Annotated in this window: 15 protein-coding genes; 12 read left to right on the plus strand and 3 right to left on the minus strand. The window is 34.8% G+C overall.

Annotated features, from left to right (window positions below; genetic code table 11):
- The first annotated feature begins 94 nt into the window (after nucleotides 1-94).
- Both F1003_RS11335 and F1003_RS11340 read left to right on the plus strand, forming a co-directional pair.
- A complete protein-coding gene (locus F1003_RS11335) occupies nucleotides 95-1126 on the plus strand; it encodes a helix-turn-helix transcriptional regulator (RefSeq protein WP_155089541.1) in 1032 nt (343 codons plus the stop codon).
- A gap of 20 nt (nucleotides 1127-1146) precedes the next feature.
- Nucleotides 1147-1587, plus strand: coding sequence for a BLUF domain-containing protein (locus F1003_RS11340; RefSeq protein ID WP_155089542.1), 441 nt, complete (start codon nucleotides 1147-1149; stop codon nucleotides 1585-1587).
- Nucleotides 1588-1596: 9 nt separating this feature from the next.
- On the opposite strand, the gene rlmH is transcribed toward F1003_RS11340, so the two are convergent.
- The gene (gene rlmH, locus F1003_RS11345) at nucleotides 1597-2070 is read right to left on the minus strand and encodes a 23S rRNA (pseudouridine(1915)-N(3))-methyltransferase RlmH (protein WP_155089543.1); all 474 of its coding nucleotides are present in this window, start codon (nucleotides 2068-2070) and stop codon (nucleotides 1597-1599) included.
- 91 nt (nucleotides 2071-2161) lie between these two features.
- Between rlmH and nadC the strand changes: the two genes are divergently transcribed.
- From nadC to priA, 3 genes are read left to right on the plus strand one after another with little or no spacing between them, the layout of a single operon-like run.
- On the plus strand, nucleotides 2162-3019 hold the full coding sequence (nadC, locus tag F1003_RS11350) for a carboxylating nicotinate-nucleotide diphosphorylase (RefSeq protein WP_155089544.1): 858 nt from the start codon (nucleotides 2162-2164) through the stop codon (nucleotides 3017-3019).
- Nucleotide 3020: 1 nt separating this feature from the next.
- Complete coding sequence (locus F1003_RS11355; RefSeq protein ID WP_155089545.1) at nucleotides 3021-3980, plus strand: YihY/virulence factor BrkB family protein; 960 nt, start codon at nucleotides 3021-3023, stop codon at nucleotides 3978-3980.
- Between the two features lies 1 nt (nucleotide 3981).
- The gene (gene priA / locus F1003_RS11360) at nucleotides 3982-6435 is read left to right on the plus strand and encodes a replication restart helicase PriA (protein WP_155089635.1); all 2454 of its coding nucleotides are present in this window, start codon (nucleotides 3982-3984) and stop codon (nucleotides 6433-6435) included.
- A gap of 273 nt (nucleotides 6436-6708) precedes the next feature.
- Here priA and F1003_RS11365 read toward each other — a convergent pair whose 3' ends face one another.
- Nucleotides 6709-7404 carry a LytR/AlgR family response regulator transcription factor gene (locus F1003_RS11365; RefSeq protein WP_076620930.1) on the minus strand — a complete coding sequence of 232 codons (696 nt, stop codon included), beginning with the start codon at nucleotides 7402-7404 and terminating at the stop codon, nucleotides 6709-6711.
- Nucleotides 7405-7603: 199 nt separating this feature from the next.
- Here F1003_RS11365 and rpsF point away from each other — a divergent pair, with 199 nt between their 5' ends.
- The 6 genes from rpsF to F1003_RS11395 all read left to right on the plus strand — a co-directional run bounded on the left by rpsF (nucleotide 7604) and on the right by F1003_RS11395 (nucleotide 13449).
- Nucleotides 7604-7942, plus strand: coding sequence for a 30S ribosomal protein S6 (rpsF, locus tag F1003_RS11370; RefSeq protein ID WP_155089546.1), 339 nt, complete (start codon nucleotides 7604-7606; stop codon nucleotides 7940-7942).
- Complete coding sequence (gene rpsR / locus F1003_RS11375; protein ID WP_273289456.1) at nucleotides 7942-8241, plus strand: 30S ribosomal protein S18; 300 nt, start codon at nucleotides 7942-7944, stop codon at nucleotides 8239-8241. Before rpsF ends, rpsR begins: the two co-directional genes overlap by 1 nt.
- A gap of 13 nt (nucleotides 8242-8254) precedes the next feature.
- A complete protein-coding gene (gene rplI, locus F1003_RS11380) occupies nucleotides 8255-8716 on the plus strand; it encodes a 50S ribosomal protein L9 (protein WP_155089548.1) in 462 nt (153 codons plus the stop codon).
- A gap of 111 nt (nucleotides 8717-8827) precedes the next feature.
- Nucleotides 8828-12034 carry a TonB-dependent receptor gene (locus tag F1003_RS11385; RefSeq protein WP_155089549.1) on the plus strand — a complete coding sequence of 1069 codons (3207 nt, stop codon included), beginning with the start codon at nucleotides 8828-8830 and terminating at the stop codon, nucleotides 12032-12034.
- A gap of 57 nt (nucleotides 12035-12091) precedes the next feature.
- A complete protein-coding gene (locus tag F1003_RS11390) occupies nucleotides 12092-12964 on the plus strand; it encodes a glycerophosphodiester phosphodiesterase family protein (RefSeq protein WP_155089550.1) in 873 nt (290 codons plus the stop codon).
- A gap of 11 nt (nucleotides 12965-12975) precedes the next feature.
- Nucleotides 12976-13449, plus strand: a complete 474-nt coding sequence (locus F1003_RS11395) for a DUF6495 family protein (protein WP_155089551.1) — start codon at nucleotides 12976-12978, stop codon at nucleotides 13447-13449.
- Nucleotides 13450-13556: 107 nt separating this feature from the next.
- On the opposite strand, the gene F1003_RS11400 is transcribed toward F1003_RS11395, so the two are convergent.
- Entirely contained in the window at nucleotides 13557-14798 is a 1242-nt protein-coding gene (locus tag F1003_RS11400) for an ABC transporter permease (RefSeq protein WP_155089552.1), read from the minus strand.
- A gap of 272 nt (nucleotides 14799-15070) precedes the next feature.
- Here F1003_RS11400 and hisS point away from each other — a divergent pair, with 272 nt between their 5' ends.
- On the plus strand, nucleotides 15071-16453 hold the full coding sequence (hisS, locus tag F1003_RS11405) for a histidine--tRNA ligase (protein WP_155089553.1): 1383 nt from the start codon (nucleotides 15071-15073) through the stop codon (nucleotides 16451-16453).
- Nucleotides 16454-16516 lie beyond the last annotated feature (63 nt).

The raw sequence follows: 16516 nt of genomic DNA on the forward strand, positions 1-16516 counted from the left end.
TAATTTATAATTTATTTTAACTCTGGTGAATTAAATGTTTTACTATTTTTTACTAAAGTTATATCTTTAATGATTAAACAAACGGTTTTTTTTAATGACAAATGTAAATATCGTTGGGTCAGATATTGGTGAGATAACTAAGTCTTTATCGGCTTTTTCAGATGCAAGTCATTATTTTAATGAGAGTTATGTTAGTATGACTCTTAGCGCGACTTTTGGTAACGGTTCTATATCAATTGTTAGAATTTCTGATTCTATTTCTGCGATTACGTTTGATGTGGTTTTTAGTGAAGATCAAAGCATAAGTCTTCAGAACAAAACTTCTCATAATATTGACTTTATATATTGCCTGGAAGGTCATTTAAAGCAAAAATTCTTAAATAACTCTAGATTAGAATGTATATCCTTTCGTCAGAATTCTATATTTGGCAGAACACCAAAGACGACAAATTTCATTACATTTTTAAGTGGTGTTCCTGTTAAAGCTTGTATTATAATTTTTGATAATACATATAGTATGAGGATTATTGATGAGGATAAAAACTTGGATTTAAGAACAGCTGCAGTTAAGGAATTATCAAATAATTTTAAACAAGAAGATTTTAGATATTTAGGTCGAATCTGTTTTAAACCAGCGATTTATGCGAAAAAAATTATAGATAACAATAATCCGTCATCTTCAGATTTATTGTTTATTGAAGCCGCTATTTTAAATATTATGGCATCGCAATGGGAGAGACACCAAGAGGATTCTAAGACTAACGGTATTGAAGCTCCCTTAAGACCTTCAGAATTGGATAAAGTAGTAGCTTTAGAAAGTTTTATAAACTCAAATATAACAGAGAATCTATCAATTGATAGATTAGTGAAAATATCTGGTCTTAACCCAGCTAAGTTGCAATTAGGATTTAATTATCTCTTTAATGCAACAATTTCTTCGTATGTCAGAGACAAACGCTTAGACAAAGCCGCACAGCTTATAAAAGAAACGGATTATAATGTTTCTGAGTTGGTATATAGTATTGGGTTCTCAAGCAGAAGCTATTTCAGTAAAATATTTAAACAAAAATTTGGAGTGCTGCCATCGCAATGTGTGTCTAATCCTAGTTTATTAATGGCAGTTTAAAATTTAGTAGTTAAAAAAAAATGTACTATTCCGTAATATACCAATCAAAATCCCAGTCTCATTTTGCGCCTATGGATATAGAGCTTATGCTTATGAAAGCCAAGCGTAAAAACAAAAGGCTTAAAATCACAGGATGTATTGTTTATGCTGATAATAAATTTATTCAACTCATACAGGGACCAAAGGATGCTATTATAGATCTATATAAGGAGATAAAGGCAGATAAAAGACATTTTAAGGTTACAACTCTTTTAGAGCAATCAACTGAGCAAAAAATATGGAGTGATTGGTCTATGGCGATGCTAGACTTTTCTGGTAATGTTAAACAAGTTATGAATAGCAGAATACTGCTTGAGTCCTACTTGGAAAATGTTACTCCGAAAGAAAAGGAATCAGATTCATACAAAGTATTTAGAGCGAGCGTAAATGACTTATTGAATGCATCCGAACAACATGTTTGATTTTAGTTACTAACGATGATGATAAGGTTCATTCCTTAAAATCGTAAAGCCTCTATACAACTGCTCTATAAAAAACAGCCGAACCATTTGATGGGAAAATGTCATTTTAGACAAACCTAACTTTCCGTTAGATCTGCTATAGACTTCATCAGAAAAGCCATAAGGGCCACCAATTACAAAGACTAGGGTTTTTATACCAGAGTTCATGTGCTTTTGTAAATAGTTTGAGAAAGCCACCGAATCCATTTGCTTACCGTTTTCATCAAGTAGAATAAGTATGTCTGATTTCTCGGTTTTAGAAAGTATGAGTTCACCTTCCTTAACTTTCTGTTGAGCTTCAGACAAATGTTTAACCTTTTTTAGGTCTGGTATGATCTCAAACTCAAACCTAATATAATGTCCAAGACGTTTTTTATAATCGTCAATAAGGGCTTGAAGATTTTTATTGTCGGTTTTGCCTATGGCTATGAGTTTTATGTTCATGGTTTCAAAGTTATGCTTTTTTGGAATTTGGTATTTAGTTTTTGAAGTTTTAACCTTTCAATTCCTATTTTTACAATAAATATTAGGTTTCATGATTTCACAAGAACAATTCAATAAAGAAATAGGATTAATCATAGCCAATGCCATCCGCGAAGATGTTGGTGATGGCGATCATAGCTCATTAGCTTGTATTCCTGCGTCAGCTCATGGAAAAGCTAAATTATTGGTTAAGGATAAAGGTATAATTGCTGGTGTTGAATTTGCAAAACATGTGTTTGCTTATGTAGATGCCGATATGAAAGTTGAAACCCTAATAAAGGACGGAAGCAAAGTAAAGCATGGTGACATTGTATTTTATATTGAAGGAGCTTCACAGTCCATTCTCAAAGCGGAGCGCTTGGTGTTAAATGCCATGCAACGTATGAGTGCTATTGCAACCAAAACAAGGCAGTTTGTCGATTTGCTCGAAGGTACAGGAACCAAGATTTTAGACACCAGAAAAACCACTCCAGGCATTAGAGCGTTAGAAAAATGGGCTGTAAAAATCGGAGGTGGTGAAAATCACAGATTCGCGCTTTATGATATGATAATGTTAAAGGATAACCACATTGATTTTGCTGGTGGTGTTACAAAAGCAATAAACCTCACCAAGCAATATTTAAAAGACACCAATAGAGATTTAAAAATAATCGTAGAAGCTCGTAATCTTGAAGAAATAAAAGAGATTTTAGACTGTGGAGGTGTGTACAGAATTTTAATAGATAATTTTAATTACGAAAACACGCGCAAAGCAGTAAAGTTAATAGGTGACCAATGTCTAACGGAATCTTCTGGTGGAATAAATGAACATACCCTTAGAAAATATGCCGAATGTGGTGTGGATTATATTTCATCAGGAGCATTAACGCATTCGGTGTATAATATGGATTTGAGCCTAAAGGCAGTATAATATGACAAAACATATTGAAGATAAACTCGATAAAATTCCTGTTCTTAATCTAATCGCTCGTTTTTTTAAGCAGATAAGGTTGCCTGGTTTTGAAGGGTTATCTATTTACGATCTACTGGAGCTTTATGTGATGGGTATAATTAAAGGAGCACTCACCACAAGAGCCAGTGCTATTGCCTTTAGTTTTTTTACGGCAATTTTTCCGTTTTTATTGTTTGTAATCATTGTAATCCCAGAAATACCAATTGAAGGATTTGAAACCGACTTTTTAGAGTTTCTTAATTCGTTCTTACCACCTCAAACTTCAGATTTCTTTTTCGGTTATATTTTTGAGGATATTCAAAACAACACCAGTGCAGAATTGATTTCAACAGTATTTGTATTGTCCGTTTTTTTAATGGCAAATGGTGTTAATGCTGTTTTTTCTGGTTTTGAAAGCTCTTACCATAGGCAAGTTTATAGAAATGTATTTAAGCAATATATGTTCGCACTTGGTATTGCACTCATTCTTGCATTTATTCTCATACTGTCGGTTGCCGTGTTTGGGTATGTTCAGATATATGTTATCCTACCGCTCTACGAAAGCTTTGGTGGCAAAATTGGAGTGGACCCAAGTAAGGAATTGGGATGGATAGTATTTGCCAAATACTTGTTCTTTGTCATAGTTATATACTTTGCAACAGCAACACTGTATTATTTTGGAACAAAGGAAGGACGTCATTCCAGGTTTTTTTCCGTTGGTGCATTACTGACCACTCTACTGATTATACTGACCTCATTTCTATTTGGATTGTACATAGAAAATTTTGGAAGGTATAATGAATTATATGGTTCAGTTGGAGCGCTATTGATACTACTGTTTTATCTATGGTTAAACTCCAATATTCTACTTCTGGGATATGAGCTCAATGCATCTTTACAGTTTTTAAGAAAATACCCTAAAAAACATCATGATGAATAGTATGACCTATTTCTTGGACGTCATACTACCTATTCCGCTTCAAAAAGCATTTACCTATCACATTACCGAGGCTGAAGCAGAATTTCTTACAATAGGAATGAGAGTCGCAGTTCCTTTTGGAAAGAGTAAGATTTACACGGCTTTAGTTTATAGTATTCATAATAATCCACCAGTAGCATACGAAGCAAAAACTATCCATCAGATTTTAGATGAAAAACCAATTGTTACTGAAGTGCAATTAAAACATTGGGAATGGATTGCCAGCTATTATATGTGTAGTATAGGTGAAGTAATGCGTGCTGCAATGCCCAACGCTTTTATATTAGAAAGTGAAACCATCATTTCTAAGAACGAAAAAAATGAAGTCAACGATTTAGAGCTAAAGGATGACGAGTTTTTAATCTACGAAGCTCTGCAATATCAGTCTTCTTTAAAGATTCAGGATGTGGTTTCCATTTTAGATAAAAAACGTGTACTACCTGTTATTAATGGTTTGGTTGAAAAAGGTGTTCTCAATCTGCAAGAAGAACTTTATGAAAAGTATCAGCCTAAATTGGTTCGCTATGTAAAACTTCATGAACATTATAAATCCGAAAAACAACTTCAAGAATTATTGGATGCACTCAGTAGAGCACCAAAACAGCGTGAAGTAATTTTATCGCTATTCACTTTAGAGGCTTCTGAAAACAAACCCATACAAGTTTCAGAATTGGTAAAACGAAGCGGAGCGTCTTCAGCTACGGTAAAAGCACTCATTGATAAAGGGATTTTAGAGGAATACCACATCAAAACAGACCGTATTCAATTTGAAGGTGAAGGTGATGCCGATTCTAAAATTTTAAATGAAGCACAAACTGAAGCTTTTAATCAAATAGAAATAGCCTTTAACACCAGATTTGTTGCGTTATTGCATGGAGTAACGTCATCTGGTAAAACAGAAATCTATGTTCAGCTTATTGAAAAGCAATTGGAGCTTGGAAAACAAGTCCTTTATTTGTTGCCAGAAATTGCATTGACAACCCAATTGGTACAACGTTTACAAGATTATTTTGGAGAAAAGGTCGCTGTGTTTCATAGTCGATATTCCGGTAACGAGCGTGTTGAGGTTTGGAATAATTTGCTCAATAATTCCGAAAAAGCACAGGTGGTCATAGGTGCGCGTTCTGCATTGCTATTGCCATTTTCTAATTTAGGTTTAATCATTGTTGACGAAGAGCACGAGCAGTCCTATAAACAATTCGACCCTGCACCGCGTTACCACGCAAGGGATGCAGCTGTAGTATTAGCGAATATGCATAACGCTAAAACACTTTTAGGTTCGGCTACACCAAGTTTGGAAAGCTATTTTAATGCCAGCCAAGGTAAGTATGGGCTAATAGAATTAAAAACACGATACAACAATGTACTAATGCCAGATATTGAATTGGTGGATTTGGCAGATAAGTACAAACGTAAACGCATGAAAGGTCATTTTTCGGATCGACTGATTGAAGAAATGACTGAAACCTTAGAGCAAGGCTTTCAGATTATATTATTTCAGAACCGAAGAGGGTTTTCTCCAATTGTTGAATGTACAACTTGCGGTAATTCGCCACAATGCCCTAATTGTGATGTCAGTTTAACCTACCATCAGTATAGAGATCAGTTACGTTGTCATTATTGTGGTTATAATTCGGCAATGCTAAAGAGCTGTCAGGCTTGTGGAAATGCGACGTTAGATACCAAAGGATTCGGAACCGAGCAGATAGAAGAAGAGGTAAAGGTTTTATTCCCAGAAAAGAAAGTAGCTCGAATGGATTTAGATACCACAAGAGGTAAGTATGGTTTCGAGAAAATCATCAATAGTTTTGAGCAACGCGAAGTGGATATTTTAGTCGGTACGCAAATGCTCACTAAAGGATTAGACTTTAGACATGTTAAGCTCGTTGGTATTATGAATGCTGACAACCTATTGAATTTTCCAGACTTTAGAGCGCATGAGCGTAGTTACCAATTAATGGCTCAGGTTTCGGGTAGGGCAGGGCGTACTGATATTAGAGGTAAGGTATTAATTCAGACGTATAATCCACACCATAATATTTTGCAGCAAGTTTCTACCAATGCATACAAGGACATGTATGCTGAGCAGATGAATGATAGATATAACTATAAATATCCACCGATTTATAGGTTGATTAAAATAACCTTTAAACATAAAGACTACAACAGAGTGAATTTAGCAGCAGATTGGTATGCAAAATCACTTCGACAGGTATTTAAAGCCAATGTCCTTGGGCCTGAATTTCCACCAATTTCCCGAATTAGAAACCTTTACAATAAAAATATACTTGTTAAGATTCCGCAAAAGCAATCGTTGGCCAAAACAAAAGAAGCTATTTTAAAGATTGATAATAGCTTTAATTCAGTTAAGGATTTTAGATCAGTGCGAGTGGTTTTGAATGTGGATAATTACTAGAAACACCCCTAAAGTCCCCTCAAGGGGACAATTGTTCTAAAGTATCTTCTTTGGATTGTCTCCTTGAGGGGACTTAAGGGGTGTCTATCCCGAAGTGTCTTTTTACAGTGCAACAAAAAAATCCCATTAAAATGTAATAATTAAGTAGCAATTTGTCATTCTGAACTTGTTTCAGAATCTAAAATATAATTTTATTGAAGTAAAAAATCCCAGCATTTCTGATGGGATTTTCAATAAATTATAATGTAATGCTTTAAATGATAAAATAATGGTTTACATATTATTCAAAGCATCAACCAATTGTGTCTTTTTATTTCGACTCAATGGAATTTCGTAAGCACCAACTTCAACATTTTTACTGTTAAAACGGTCAATTTTATCTAAATTCACGATATAAGATTTGTGAATTCTTAAAAATTTCCCTTCTGGTAATTCCTTTTCAAAAGCTTTCATGGTAGATAATACCACTAAGCTATTTTCTTCTGTTACAACTTTTACATAATCGCCTAAGGCTTCAATCCACTTAATATCCTTAATATAAACTTTACGTTTTTTAAGGTTACTTTTCACAAAGATGTGTTCACCATCCGTTTCGTTGAAATCTAATTTCAACTTATGCTGCTCAATAGCTTTTTCTACGGCAGTATTAAAACGTTCTTTAGTGATTGGTTTTTGAAGATAGTCGGTAGCGTCGTAATTAAATGCTTTAAAAGCATATTCCGTTTTACCTGTAACAAAAATAATTTGGGGTTTGTTGTTGAGTACATCTAAGAGTTCAAAACCGTTTAATACAGGCATCTCTATATCTAAGAAGATAAGATCTACTTTGTGGGTATTAAGACCGTTTTTTGTTTCTAACGCACTGCTGTATTCTGCAATAAGGTTAAGCGAAGAATGATTCTCGATTAACTTTACTATAGAAAGACGTTGAATCGCAGAATCATCAACAACTACACAGTTTAAAGTCATAACATTAATATTTTATTAGGTTAAGATATCGACAATAGTACGATAAATTCGGTTAAAAAACAAATTTTACCGACAAAGTGTAAAATTTAACACAATCTTTAGTAGTTGAATATTTTGAAATTTTACACTATAAATCGTTGGTAGAATAGTAATTAATGTGTATTTTTGCAGCCGTTTTAACAACAAAAAACAAATATTTATGAATCGTTATGAAACTGTTTTCATCTTAAATCCCGTTTTATCTGAAGATCAGATAAAGGAGACAGTAAAGAAATACGAAGATTTTCTTGTTTCTAAAGGTGCGAAGATGATAGCCAAGGAAGATTGGGGCTTAAAAAAGCTGGCTTATCCAATCCAAAACAAAAAAAGTGGTTTTTATCACTTATTTGATTACACTGTTGCTGGTGAAGTCATCGAGCAAATAGAAGTAGAGTTTAGACGTGATGAGCGTTTTATGCGTTACTTAACTGTGAAATTAGACAAGCACGCAGCGGCTTGGGCTGATAAGAGAAGAGATAGAAACAAACAAAAAGCGTAATTATGTCATCTATAGAACAACAAGCTAAAGGAAAAAAGGACGGAGAAATCAGATATCTTACTCCTTTAAATATAGAAACTACAAAGCAAAAGAAGTATTGTCGTTTTAAAAAGTCTGGTATTAAGTATATCGATTATAAAGATCCAGATTTTTTATTGAGTTTCGTAAACGAGCAAGGTAAATTGTTACCAAGACGTTTAACAGGAACATCTTTAAAATACCAAAGAAAAGTATCTGTGGCGGTAAAAAGAGCTAGACATTTAGCTTTAATGCCATATGTTGCTGATTTATTAAAATAAAAATATCATAACAATGGAACTTATATTAAAACAAGACGTTGAGAACTTAGGATTTAAAGACGACATTGTAACGGTTAAGAACGGTTATGGTAGAAATTTTTTAATTCCCCAAGGTCAAGCTGTAATGGCAACGGCTTCTGCTAAGAAAGTATTGGCAGAAAACTTAAAGCAAAGAGCTTATAAGGAAAAATCTATTATTGCTGAAGCAGAAAAAACTGCTGAAGCTCTAAAAGGATTAGACATTAAGATAACAGCAAAAGCTGGTACTGGTGCAACTGCAGGTGACAAATTATTTGGATCTATTACCAATATGGATTTGGCTAATGCACTTAGAAACGAAGGTCACGAAATTGAAAAGAAGTTTATCTCTATTCAAGGTGGTAACATTAAGCGTTTAGGTCAGTACGATGCTGAAATTAGATTACATAGATCTGTAACCGTAGATTTTACTTTTGAAGTTATCGCAGAAAGTTAATAACAGAAGTATTTAGTTAATAAATAAAGAGTCTCTTTTTAGAGGCTCTTTTTTTTATTATTAAATTTACGTCAACTAATAATCACTAAACAATTAATTCATAACTTTCTCATGAAACATTCAATTCTGGTTATTTGCTTACTTTTTGCATCGTTTTCATATGCACAAGTAACGACATCTAACATCAAAGGTCTTATACAAGACGAAGAAGGACAACCACTACCTGGAGCAAATGTTGTAGCTATACATACACCTACAGGTACAAAGTATGGTGCGATTTCAAATTTTGAAGGCCGCTACAATTTATTAAACCTTAGGGTCGGTGGTCCTTACACGGTAACCATAACTTATGTGGGTTATACCGAAAAAGTATTCTCGGACATTTACTTAACCTTAGGTAAGACAGAAAATATAGATCATCAAATGACACCTGGTGATGAAGCATTAGATACTGTAGTCATTACAGCTAGTTCTTCTGGTACATTTAGTAGTGATAGAACAGGAGCGGAGACAAGTGTTGGCCGTAGGGAACTTACGAGATTACCAACCATTTCTAGATCTGCGTCAGATTTCACACGTTTAGAACCATCTTCAACAGGAAATTCTTTTGGTGGGAGAAACGATCAGTTTAATAACTTTTCATTAGATGGGTCTATTTTTAATAATCCGTTCGGGTTAGATTCGCCAACACCAGGAGGGCAGAGTGGAGCACAGCCAATCTCATTGGATGCGATAGAACAAATTCAAGTATCGTTAGCACCTTATGACGTTACCCAATCTGGTTTTACAGGTGCAAGTGTTAATGCGGTAACTAAAAGTGGAACAAACGAATTCCATGGAACCGTATATGGTTTCTCTAGAAATGAAAGCCTTACTGGTAGTCAAGTAAATGGTGATGACGTATTACAGCCAGATTTAGAACAAAACCAATTTGGCTTTAGCCTTGGAGGGCCTTTGGTAGAAAATAAGCTGTTTTTCTTTATTAATTTTGAGAAAGATCAGCGTACGGATTTAGGTACTAACGGTTTCTTTCCAGGAAATGGTGGTAATGCAGCAGGCGAGTCTAGTGTATTGGAATCCGATTTTATGCTGGTTGATAATATCTTAAGACAAGTATCTATAGGAAATGGTGAATTTTACAATCCTGGAGCGTTCGAGGGTTTCACTTTTGATAGTAACTCTACAAAAGGTATTTTTAAATTAGATTGGAACATTAATGACAAGAACAGACTTGCCTTTATATACAACTTTTTGGAAGCATCTAGAGAGCAACCTGCACACCCTTCGGCATTAGGCTTTAGAGGGCCTGGTCCAAATCAGTTACAATTTCAAAATGCTGGATACCAAATAAACAATAACATTGATTCTTTTCAACTAGAATTAAATAGTGACTTGGATGAAGGTATAAGTAACAAACTTCAAATAGGTTACACACATTTTGATGACTTTAGAAATCCATTTTCTACACCAGCTCCAACTATCACTATAACTAATGGAGGTGCAAACTATATTATTGCTGGTCATGAACCATTCTCTATCAATAATACTCTAGACCAAAAAGTGTTTCAGTTTACCAATAATCTAAACATGGTTAAAGGGGATCACACGTTTACTTTTGGTATTTCTTACGAAAAGTTTGAGTTTGATAACTCATTTAATTTAGGAGCTTATGGTGCTCAGGGAGTGTTTTTCCCAACTGCAGATATTCAGTCGTTTAGGGATGCAGCCGGAGATCCTGGTGCAGAAGCAAATTTAGTCGCTTTTTATCAAGATTTATTTGATATGGCTATTGCCAATCACAATGCGTTAGAATCAGCTGGTGTAGGTAATCCAGGCGGTTGGGCTTTGGCAGAAACTAACGTAGGACAATTGGCTTTTTATGCTCAGGACGAATGGAATATTACCGAAGACTTTAAATTGACCTATGGTATAAGATTCGATAGACCGCTATACTTTGACACCGCTGATAAAATCAGGGAAAATATAGATAGAAAAGGTGGTCCGTTTAATCCTGCTGATTTCTCCGGAGGTACTTATCAGCCTACGATAGATTATTTTGATCCTGATACAGGTGAGATGGTTAATCTAGATTCTACAACACTACCTTCTAATGAATTATTGATCTCACCGAGATTAGGGTTTAATTGGGACGTAAATGGAGATAATACCACTCAAGTTAGAGGTGGTACAGGTGTTTTCACAGGTCGTTTCCCATTTGTATGGTTAGGTAACCAAGTACAAGGTGTTGACTTTTTCTTCTATCAAGTGGTTGATCCAGATTTTAAATGGCCACAGGTTTGGAGAAGTAATATAGGTGCAGATTATCGTTTTGAAAATGGTCTAACCTTATCAGCAGACATTTCATACACTAAAGATATCAATGGTGCACATGTACAAAATTGGGCATTGGATGATCCTTCTGGTACATTACAAGGTGTTGACAACAGACCGGTTTATGAATCTTCAGACATCGCAACCAATGAGTTCGGAGGACCTACTAACGCTTATGTATTTACCAATTCTGATAAAGGAAGAATTTGGAATGGAACGTTAAAAGCTCAAAAAACCTTTGAAGGTGGATTTTATACAAGTTTAGCATATAACTATTTAGATGCTAAAGATGTTAATTCAATTGAAGCTGAAATTACTGGTGATGCTTTTGCTGGTAATGCGATTTCTGGCAATGCCAATGATGATGTGTTATCTCATTCTAGATATGGTGACAAACATCGATTTATAGGTGTAGGTTCTAAGAAATTTGAATATGGCAACGGTAAATTTGCAACTACGATTTCAACATTTTTTGAATATGCTCGTGGTGGAAGATTTAGTTATACTTATGGTGGTGACTTAAATGGAGATGGCTCTAATTTCAACGATTTATTATACATTCCTACCAGTGGAGAGGTACAACAAATGAACTTTTCTGGTGCAGGACAAGCTGAAGCTTTTGAAGCCTATATTCAACAAGATGATTATTTAAGTGAAAACCGAGGTAGTTATGCAGAGCGTTATGGTGCTCTATCTCCATGGAGAGGTCGTTGGGATATTAAAATTCTTCAAGATTTCAACTTTAAGATAGGTGAGAGAACACATACCATTCAGTTAAGTGCAGATGTCTTGAACGTTGGTAATTTACTTAATAGTGAATGGGGAGTTGTTGAGGTGCCTAACAGTATTCAACCATTGGGAGTTTCTGTAGATGGTAACAATAACCCAACTTACACGTTTGACGGTAATTTAGAAGAGACATTTAGTGCGGATGTAAGTTTATTGTCTAGATGGCAGGCGCAATTCGGAATTAGATATATTTTCTAATCGCAAAACACATAATAATTAATTAAATTTGCGCTCTTGTTTAAGGGCGCATTTTTTATGAAAAAATTTAAGCTACAATACATACTTTTTCTATCTGTTTTATTTGTTTTTACCAATTGTAAGAGTGATAAAAATAATTACACTGAAAAGTCTAAACCAGTTGAGATATTTAGAGCTACAAAATCTGATTATCCCAATATTAGCGTACATCGTGGCGGAAAAGGTTTAAAAAATTATCCTGAGAATTGTTTAGAGACCATACAATATATAAACGATAGTATTTCGGCGATTTTTGAAGTGGATGTAGCTCAAACCAAAGACGGACTGCTCATTCTAATGCACGATAATTCCATAGATAGAACTACCAATGGAAGCGGCTCTGTAAAGAATCTAACTTACGATGAAATAAAAAATTATAATCTCATTGATGACTTCGGAAATCAAACCAATTTTAAAATCCCATTGTTTTCTGAGGTTTTGGATTGGTGCAAAACAAATAATGCAATCTTAACTGTAGATATTAAACGCAGCGTGCGTCAAAAAGATGTGATTGATGCTATTAAAAAGGCGAAGGCAGAAGACAATAGTATTATAATTACTTATGATGTTGTACAGGCACAATCTGCTTACAAATTGGCACCAGAATTGTTGCTGTCTGTATCAGCAAGAAATCATGAGGAATTAGATAGATTGCTCCAAACCGAAATTCCAATAGAAAATATGATAGCCTTTACAGGAACACGTATATCCAATGCGTCATTGTACAAAAGGTTGCATGATGAAAATATAGTTTGCATTTTAGGTACTCTAGGTAACTTAGACAAACAAGCGGAAGTTAGAGGCGAAGAGATGTACAAGCGTTGGCACAAATTTGGAGCAGATGTTTTGGCAACAGACAGACCATTTGAAGCTTATAAAGCGATTAATTAAGATATAAGATTATGAAGTACGCGAGATTAACAAAAGAACAATTTGAAGAATTACACCAAGAATTTATCAATTTTTTGGCAACACAGTCCATTACAGCTGATGAATGGGAAGATATAAAAAAGAACAAACCAGAAGCTGCTGAGCAAGAACTTGACGTATTTAGCGATTTGGTATGGTACGGAGTTTTAGATAAAGTTGAATATTTAGAACATATCTCTCCAAACCAGATTCATCTGTTTAAGTGTAAGGAAAAAGATATGCATCTTATTGCATTAAAATTAAAAGAGAATAAGGTCGATTTAACTACAAAAGATGGTTTTCAGTGGCTTAGAGATAATTTACTCTCAGACGATATCGAATTTTTCAATGCGAAAAAAGACTACTCAGACGATAAACACTTAGATATTTTTAAACTGATACAGCAAGGTGCAAACATCACAAAAGGGGAACTGTTTCAGTATTTTGAGAAATTGATAAAAGGTTAAAATATTGTCATTCTGAACTCGTTTCAGAATCTTAAGCCTTCAATTATATTGTGTTTGTTATTGAGGCGCTGAAACAAGTTCAGCGTGACAAAAGTGATTGGGGAATTTTACTCATATCTCAAAGACTCAATAGGATCTAAACGTGCGGCTTTCGTTGCAGGATAAAGCCCTGAAATCACAGCAACTATAAAGGCTATACTCGTTGCCCAAATCATAGCGATCCAAGGTGTGGAGAAATCGAGTTCAAACCCTTTGGCAACGCCCCAACCTATTAAAATACCCAGAAAAATACCTAAAATCCCACCTAATTGACCTATAATAACAGTTTCCATAAAGAATTGAAAGGCAATGGTTCTGCGTTTGGCACCTAAAGCCTTTCGCACACCGATTTCTCGAGTACGTTCACTAACGGAAACTAGCATAATGTTCATTAAGGCAATAGTGGAGCCAAAAATTGTAATGATACTTATTATCCATGCTGCAATGTAGAGTGTGCTGGTATTTTCAGCTACACGATTCAATAAGTCATCACTTCGCTCAATGCCAAAGTCATTCTCTTCTATTGGGTTGAGTCCTCTAATATTTCTAAAGGTTAAGATAGCATCCTCTTGCGCTCCTTCTAGCATATCGTTTTTTTCAACTTTTACACTAAGCGTGTAATTGATATTAGGATTGGTAAAAATAGAACGTGCCTTTTGTATCGGCATAATAACCCTTAAATCCTGGTTGTTTCCAAAGGTTGAGCCTTTTTCCTTTAACACACCAATAACCTTAAATTTTGAGCCTCTTATGCTAATGGTTTTGTCAATTGGGTTTTCATTTGGGAACAATGCTTTTTGCAAATCACTACCAATAACACAGACCGAGCTACTGTTTTCTATGTCAAAAAAGTTAAGTGATCGACCATTTGCTACCTCGAGACCAGAATTTTCAATAAAGTTTTCATTAGACCCAATTACAGCTACTTCAGGATCCGTTTTTTGGTTTTCGTACTTTACCTCAGCACCAAAAGTACCCATAAATGATACTGCGACCTTCGTGAATGGATAATCGTAGTTTTCTTCAAATTCCTTTACATTTCTGTAATTAATAACCGGATTTATCTTTTGACGTTCCCTACTACTTTGGCGTTGATTGGTAAACTCATAACGTTGAAAATTGAACGTATTGGCACCCATAGAAGAAAAACTACCTGAAATGGTATTTTCTAAAGCTGACACACCACTTAGAATACCTACCAAAGCCATAATACCAATAGCAATGATCAATACCGTTAAAATAGTACGTAGTAATTGACTTTTAATAGAACCGAAAGCAATTTTAATATTCTCTTTAGCCAGTGAAAACATAGTTGTATCTAAAGTTAGTTGGGTTATTTAAAACCATAAGACGTTCTAAACCGCATAAAGTTACTATAAAAATGAAATTACTTAGGTATGCCTCTAAAATTTATAATATTTTTGTGATGAATGTTGAATTTTAAACTGCTATCATGCTGAGCGCAGTCGAGGCACATCAGTGTTGTTCATTAAAAAGTACTTCGACTGCGCTTAGTGTGACAATTGAATTCAAATTAAATTAAGTTTCATTTAAAGAGATTTCCGTTTTCACGGGAAATGTTATGTCAAAAAAACCAAGTATACCAAAAGGAACCAGGGATTTTAATGCCGAAGAGGTTGCAAAACGTTCCTATATTATGGAAACGATTAAGGAACAGTTTCAGCTCTATGGATTTCAACCTATTGAAACACCAAGTTTTGAAAACTCAGAAACCTTAATGGGGAAATATGGAGATGAAGGTGATCGCTTGATTTTTAAGATTTTGAATAGTGGTGAATATTTGAAGAAAATCTCTGATGAAGATTATAATTCTAAATCGGAAAGTTCAATTACTCCAAAAATCTCAGAAAAAGCCCTTCGCTACGATCTCACAGTCCCTTTTGCTCGTTACGTCGTACAGCACCAAAATGAGATAGAGTTTCCGTTTAAACGCTACCAAATACAGCCTGTTTGGCGTGCAGACCGTCCACAAAAAGGACGTTTTAGAGAGTTTTATCAGTGTGACGCTGATGTTGTGGGTTCTAAGTCCTTATTTCAGGAGGTGGAGTTTGTACAGTTGTATGACGCCGTTTTTACAGCGTTAAAGTTGGAAGGTGTAACCATTAAAATCAATAATAGAAAGATTTTATCTGGTATAGCCGAAGTTATTGGTGCACAAGACAAATTGATAGACTTTACGGTAGCCTTAGACAAATTAGATAAAATAGGAGAGGAGAAGGTAAAAGAGGAAATGCGAAGCAAAGGCATTCCAGAAGATGGAATCGCCAAACTTCAACCTTTATTTTCTTTATCTGGAGATTTCGGTGATCAGGTAGAAAGTTTAGAATCTATTTTAAGTACTTCAGAAATTGGTAAAACAGGAATAGAGGAACTGGAATTCATTAATTCAGCTATTTCAAAACTAAAACTCAAAACAGCCAAGCTTCAGCTGGATGTTACATTAGCCAGAGGACTAAACTATTATACAGGTGCCATTTTTGAAGTATCCGCACCAGAAGGTGTTAAAATGGGCTCTATTGGTGGAGGTGGTCGCTATGATGACCTAACAGGAATCTTTGGATTGAAAGATATGAGCGGAGTAGGGATTAGCTTTGGTTTGGACAGAATTTATTTGGTTTTAGAGGAGTTGAACCTTTTTCCAGATACGATTACGGAAGCGACAAAAGTATTGTTTATTAGTTTTGGTGAAGAAGAAGCTATGGCTTCAATACAAGCTGTATCTAAATTAAGAGAAAGTAATATAAAAGCAGAAATATATCCTGATGCGGTTGCTTCTGGTAAGCAGATGAAAAAACAAATGACTTATGCCAACCGACGCAATATTCCTTTTGTGGTTTTGGTAGGTGAGGAAGAATTAAAGTCCAATACATATTCATTAAAAAAGATGGCTACTGGCGAACAACAAAAACTAGAGTTTCGAGATTTGTTAAAAGCGCTAGAATAACTTCCTTATTATTTCATAAAATAAAAAAGCCCTGATCAAATCAGGGCTTTTTTGAGGTTAAGA

This window comes from Winogradskyella ouciana, assembly GCF_009709615.1.
GTDB classification, from domain to species: Bacteria; Bacteroidota; Bacteroidia; order Flavobacteriales; family Flavobacteriaceae; genus Winogradskyella; species Winogradskyella ouciana.

Bases quoted from the DNA above. Each gene is read 5' to 3' on its own strand.
- rplI (WP_155089548.1), top strand. From the start codon at position 8,255: ATGGAACTTATATTAAAACAAGACGTTGAGAACTTAGGATTTAAAGAC.
- hisS (WP_155089553.1), top strand. From the start codon at position 15,071: ATGTCAAAAAAACCAAGTATACCAAAAGGAACCAGGGATTTTAATGCC.
- F1003_RS11365 (WP_076620930.1), bottom strand. From the start codon at position 7,404: ATGACTTTAAACTGTGTAGTTGTTGATGATTCTGCGATTCAACGTCTT.
- F1003_RS11385 (WP_155089549.1), top strand. From the start codon at position 8,828: ATGAAACATTCAATTCTGGTTATTTGCTTACTTTTTGCATCGTTTTCA.
- rpsF (WP_155089546.1), top strand. From the start codon at position 7,604: ATGAATCGTTATGAAACTGTTTTCATCTTAAATCCCGTTTTATCTGAA.
- F1003_RS11400 (WP_155089552.1), bottom strand. From the start codon at position 14,798: ATGTTTTCACTGGCTAAAGAGAATATTAAAATTGCTTTCGGTTCTATT.
- F1003_RS11390 (WP_155089550.1), top strand. From the start codon at position 12,092: ATGAAAAAATTTAAGCTACAATACATACTTTTTCTATCTGTTTTATTT.
- F1003_RS11355 (WP_155089545.1), top strand. From the start codon at position 3,021: ATGACAAAACATATTGAAGATAAACTCGATAAAATTCCTGTTCTTAAT.
- F1003_RS11335 (WP_155089541.1), top strand. From the start codon at position 95: ATGACAAATGTAAATATCGTTGGGTCAGATATTGGTGAGATAACTAAG.
- nadC (WP_155089544.1), top strand. From the start codon at position 2,162: ATGATTTCACAAGAACAATTCAATAAAGAAATAGGATTAATCATAGCC.
- priA (WP_155089635.1), top strand. From the start codon at position 3,982: ATGACCTATTTCTTGGACGTCATACTACCTATTCCGCTTCAAAAAGCA.
- rlmH (WP_155089543.1), bottom strand. From the start codon at position 2,070: ATGAACATAAAACTCATAGCCATAGGCAAAACCGACAATAAAAATCTT.
- F1003_RS11395 (WP_155089551.1), top strand. From the start codon at position 12,976: ATGAAGTACGCGAGATTAACAAAAGAACAATTTGAAGAATTACACCAA.
- F1003_RS11340 (WP_155089542.1), top strand. From the start codon at position 1,147: ATGTACTATTCCGTAATATACCAATCAAAATCCCAGTCTCATTTTGCG.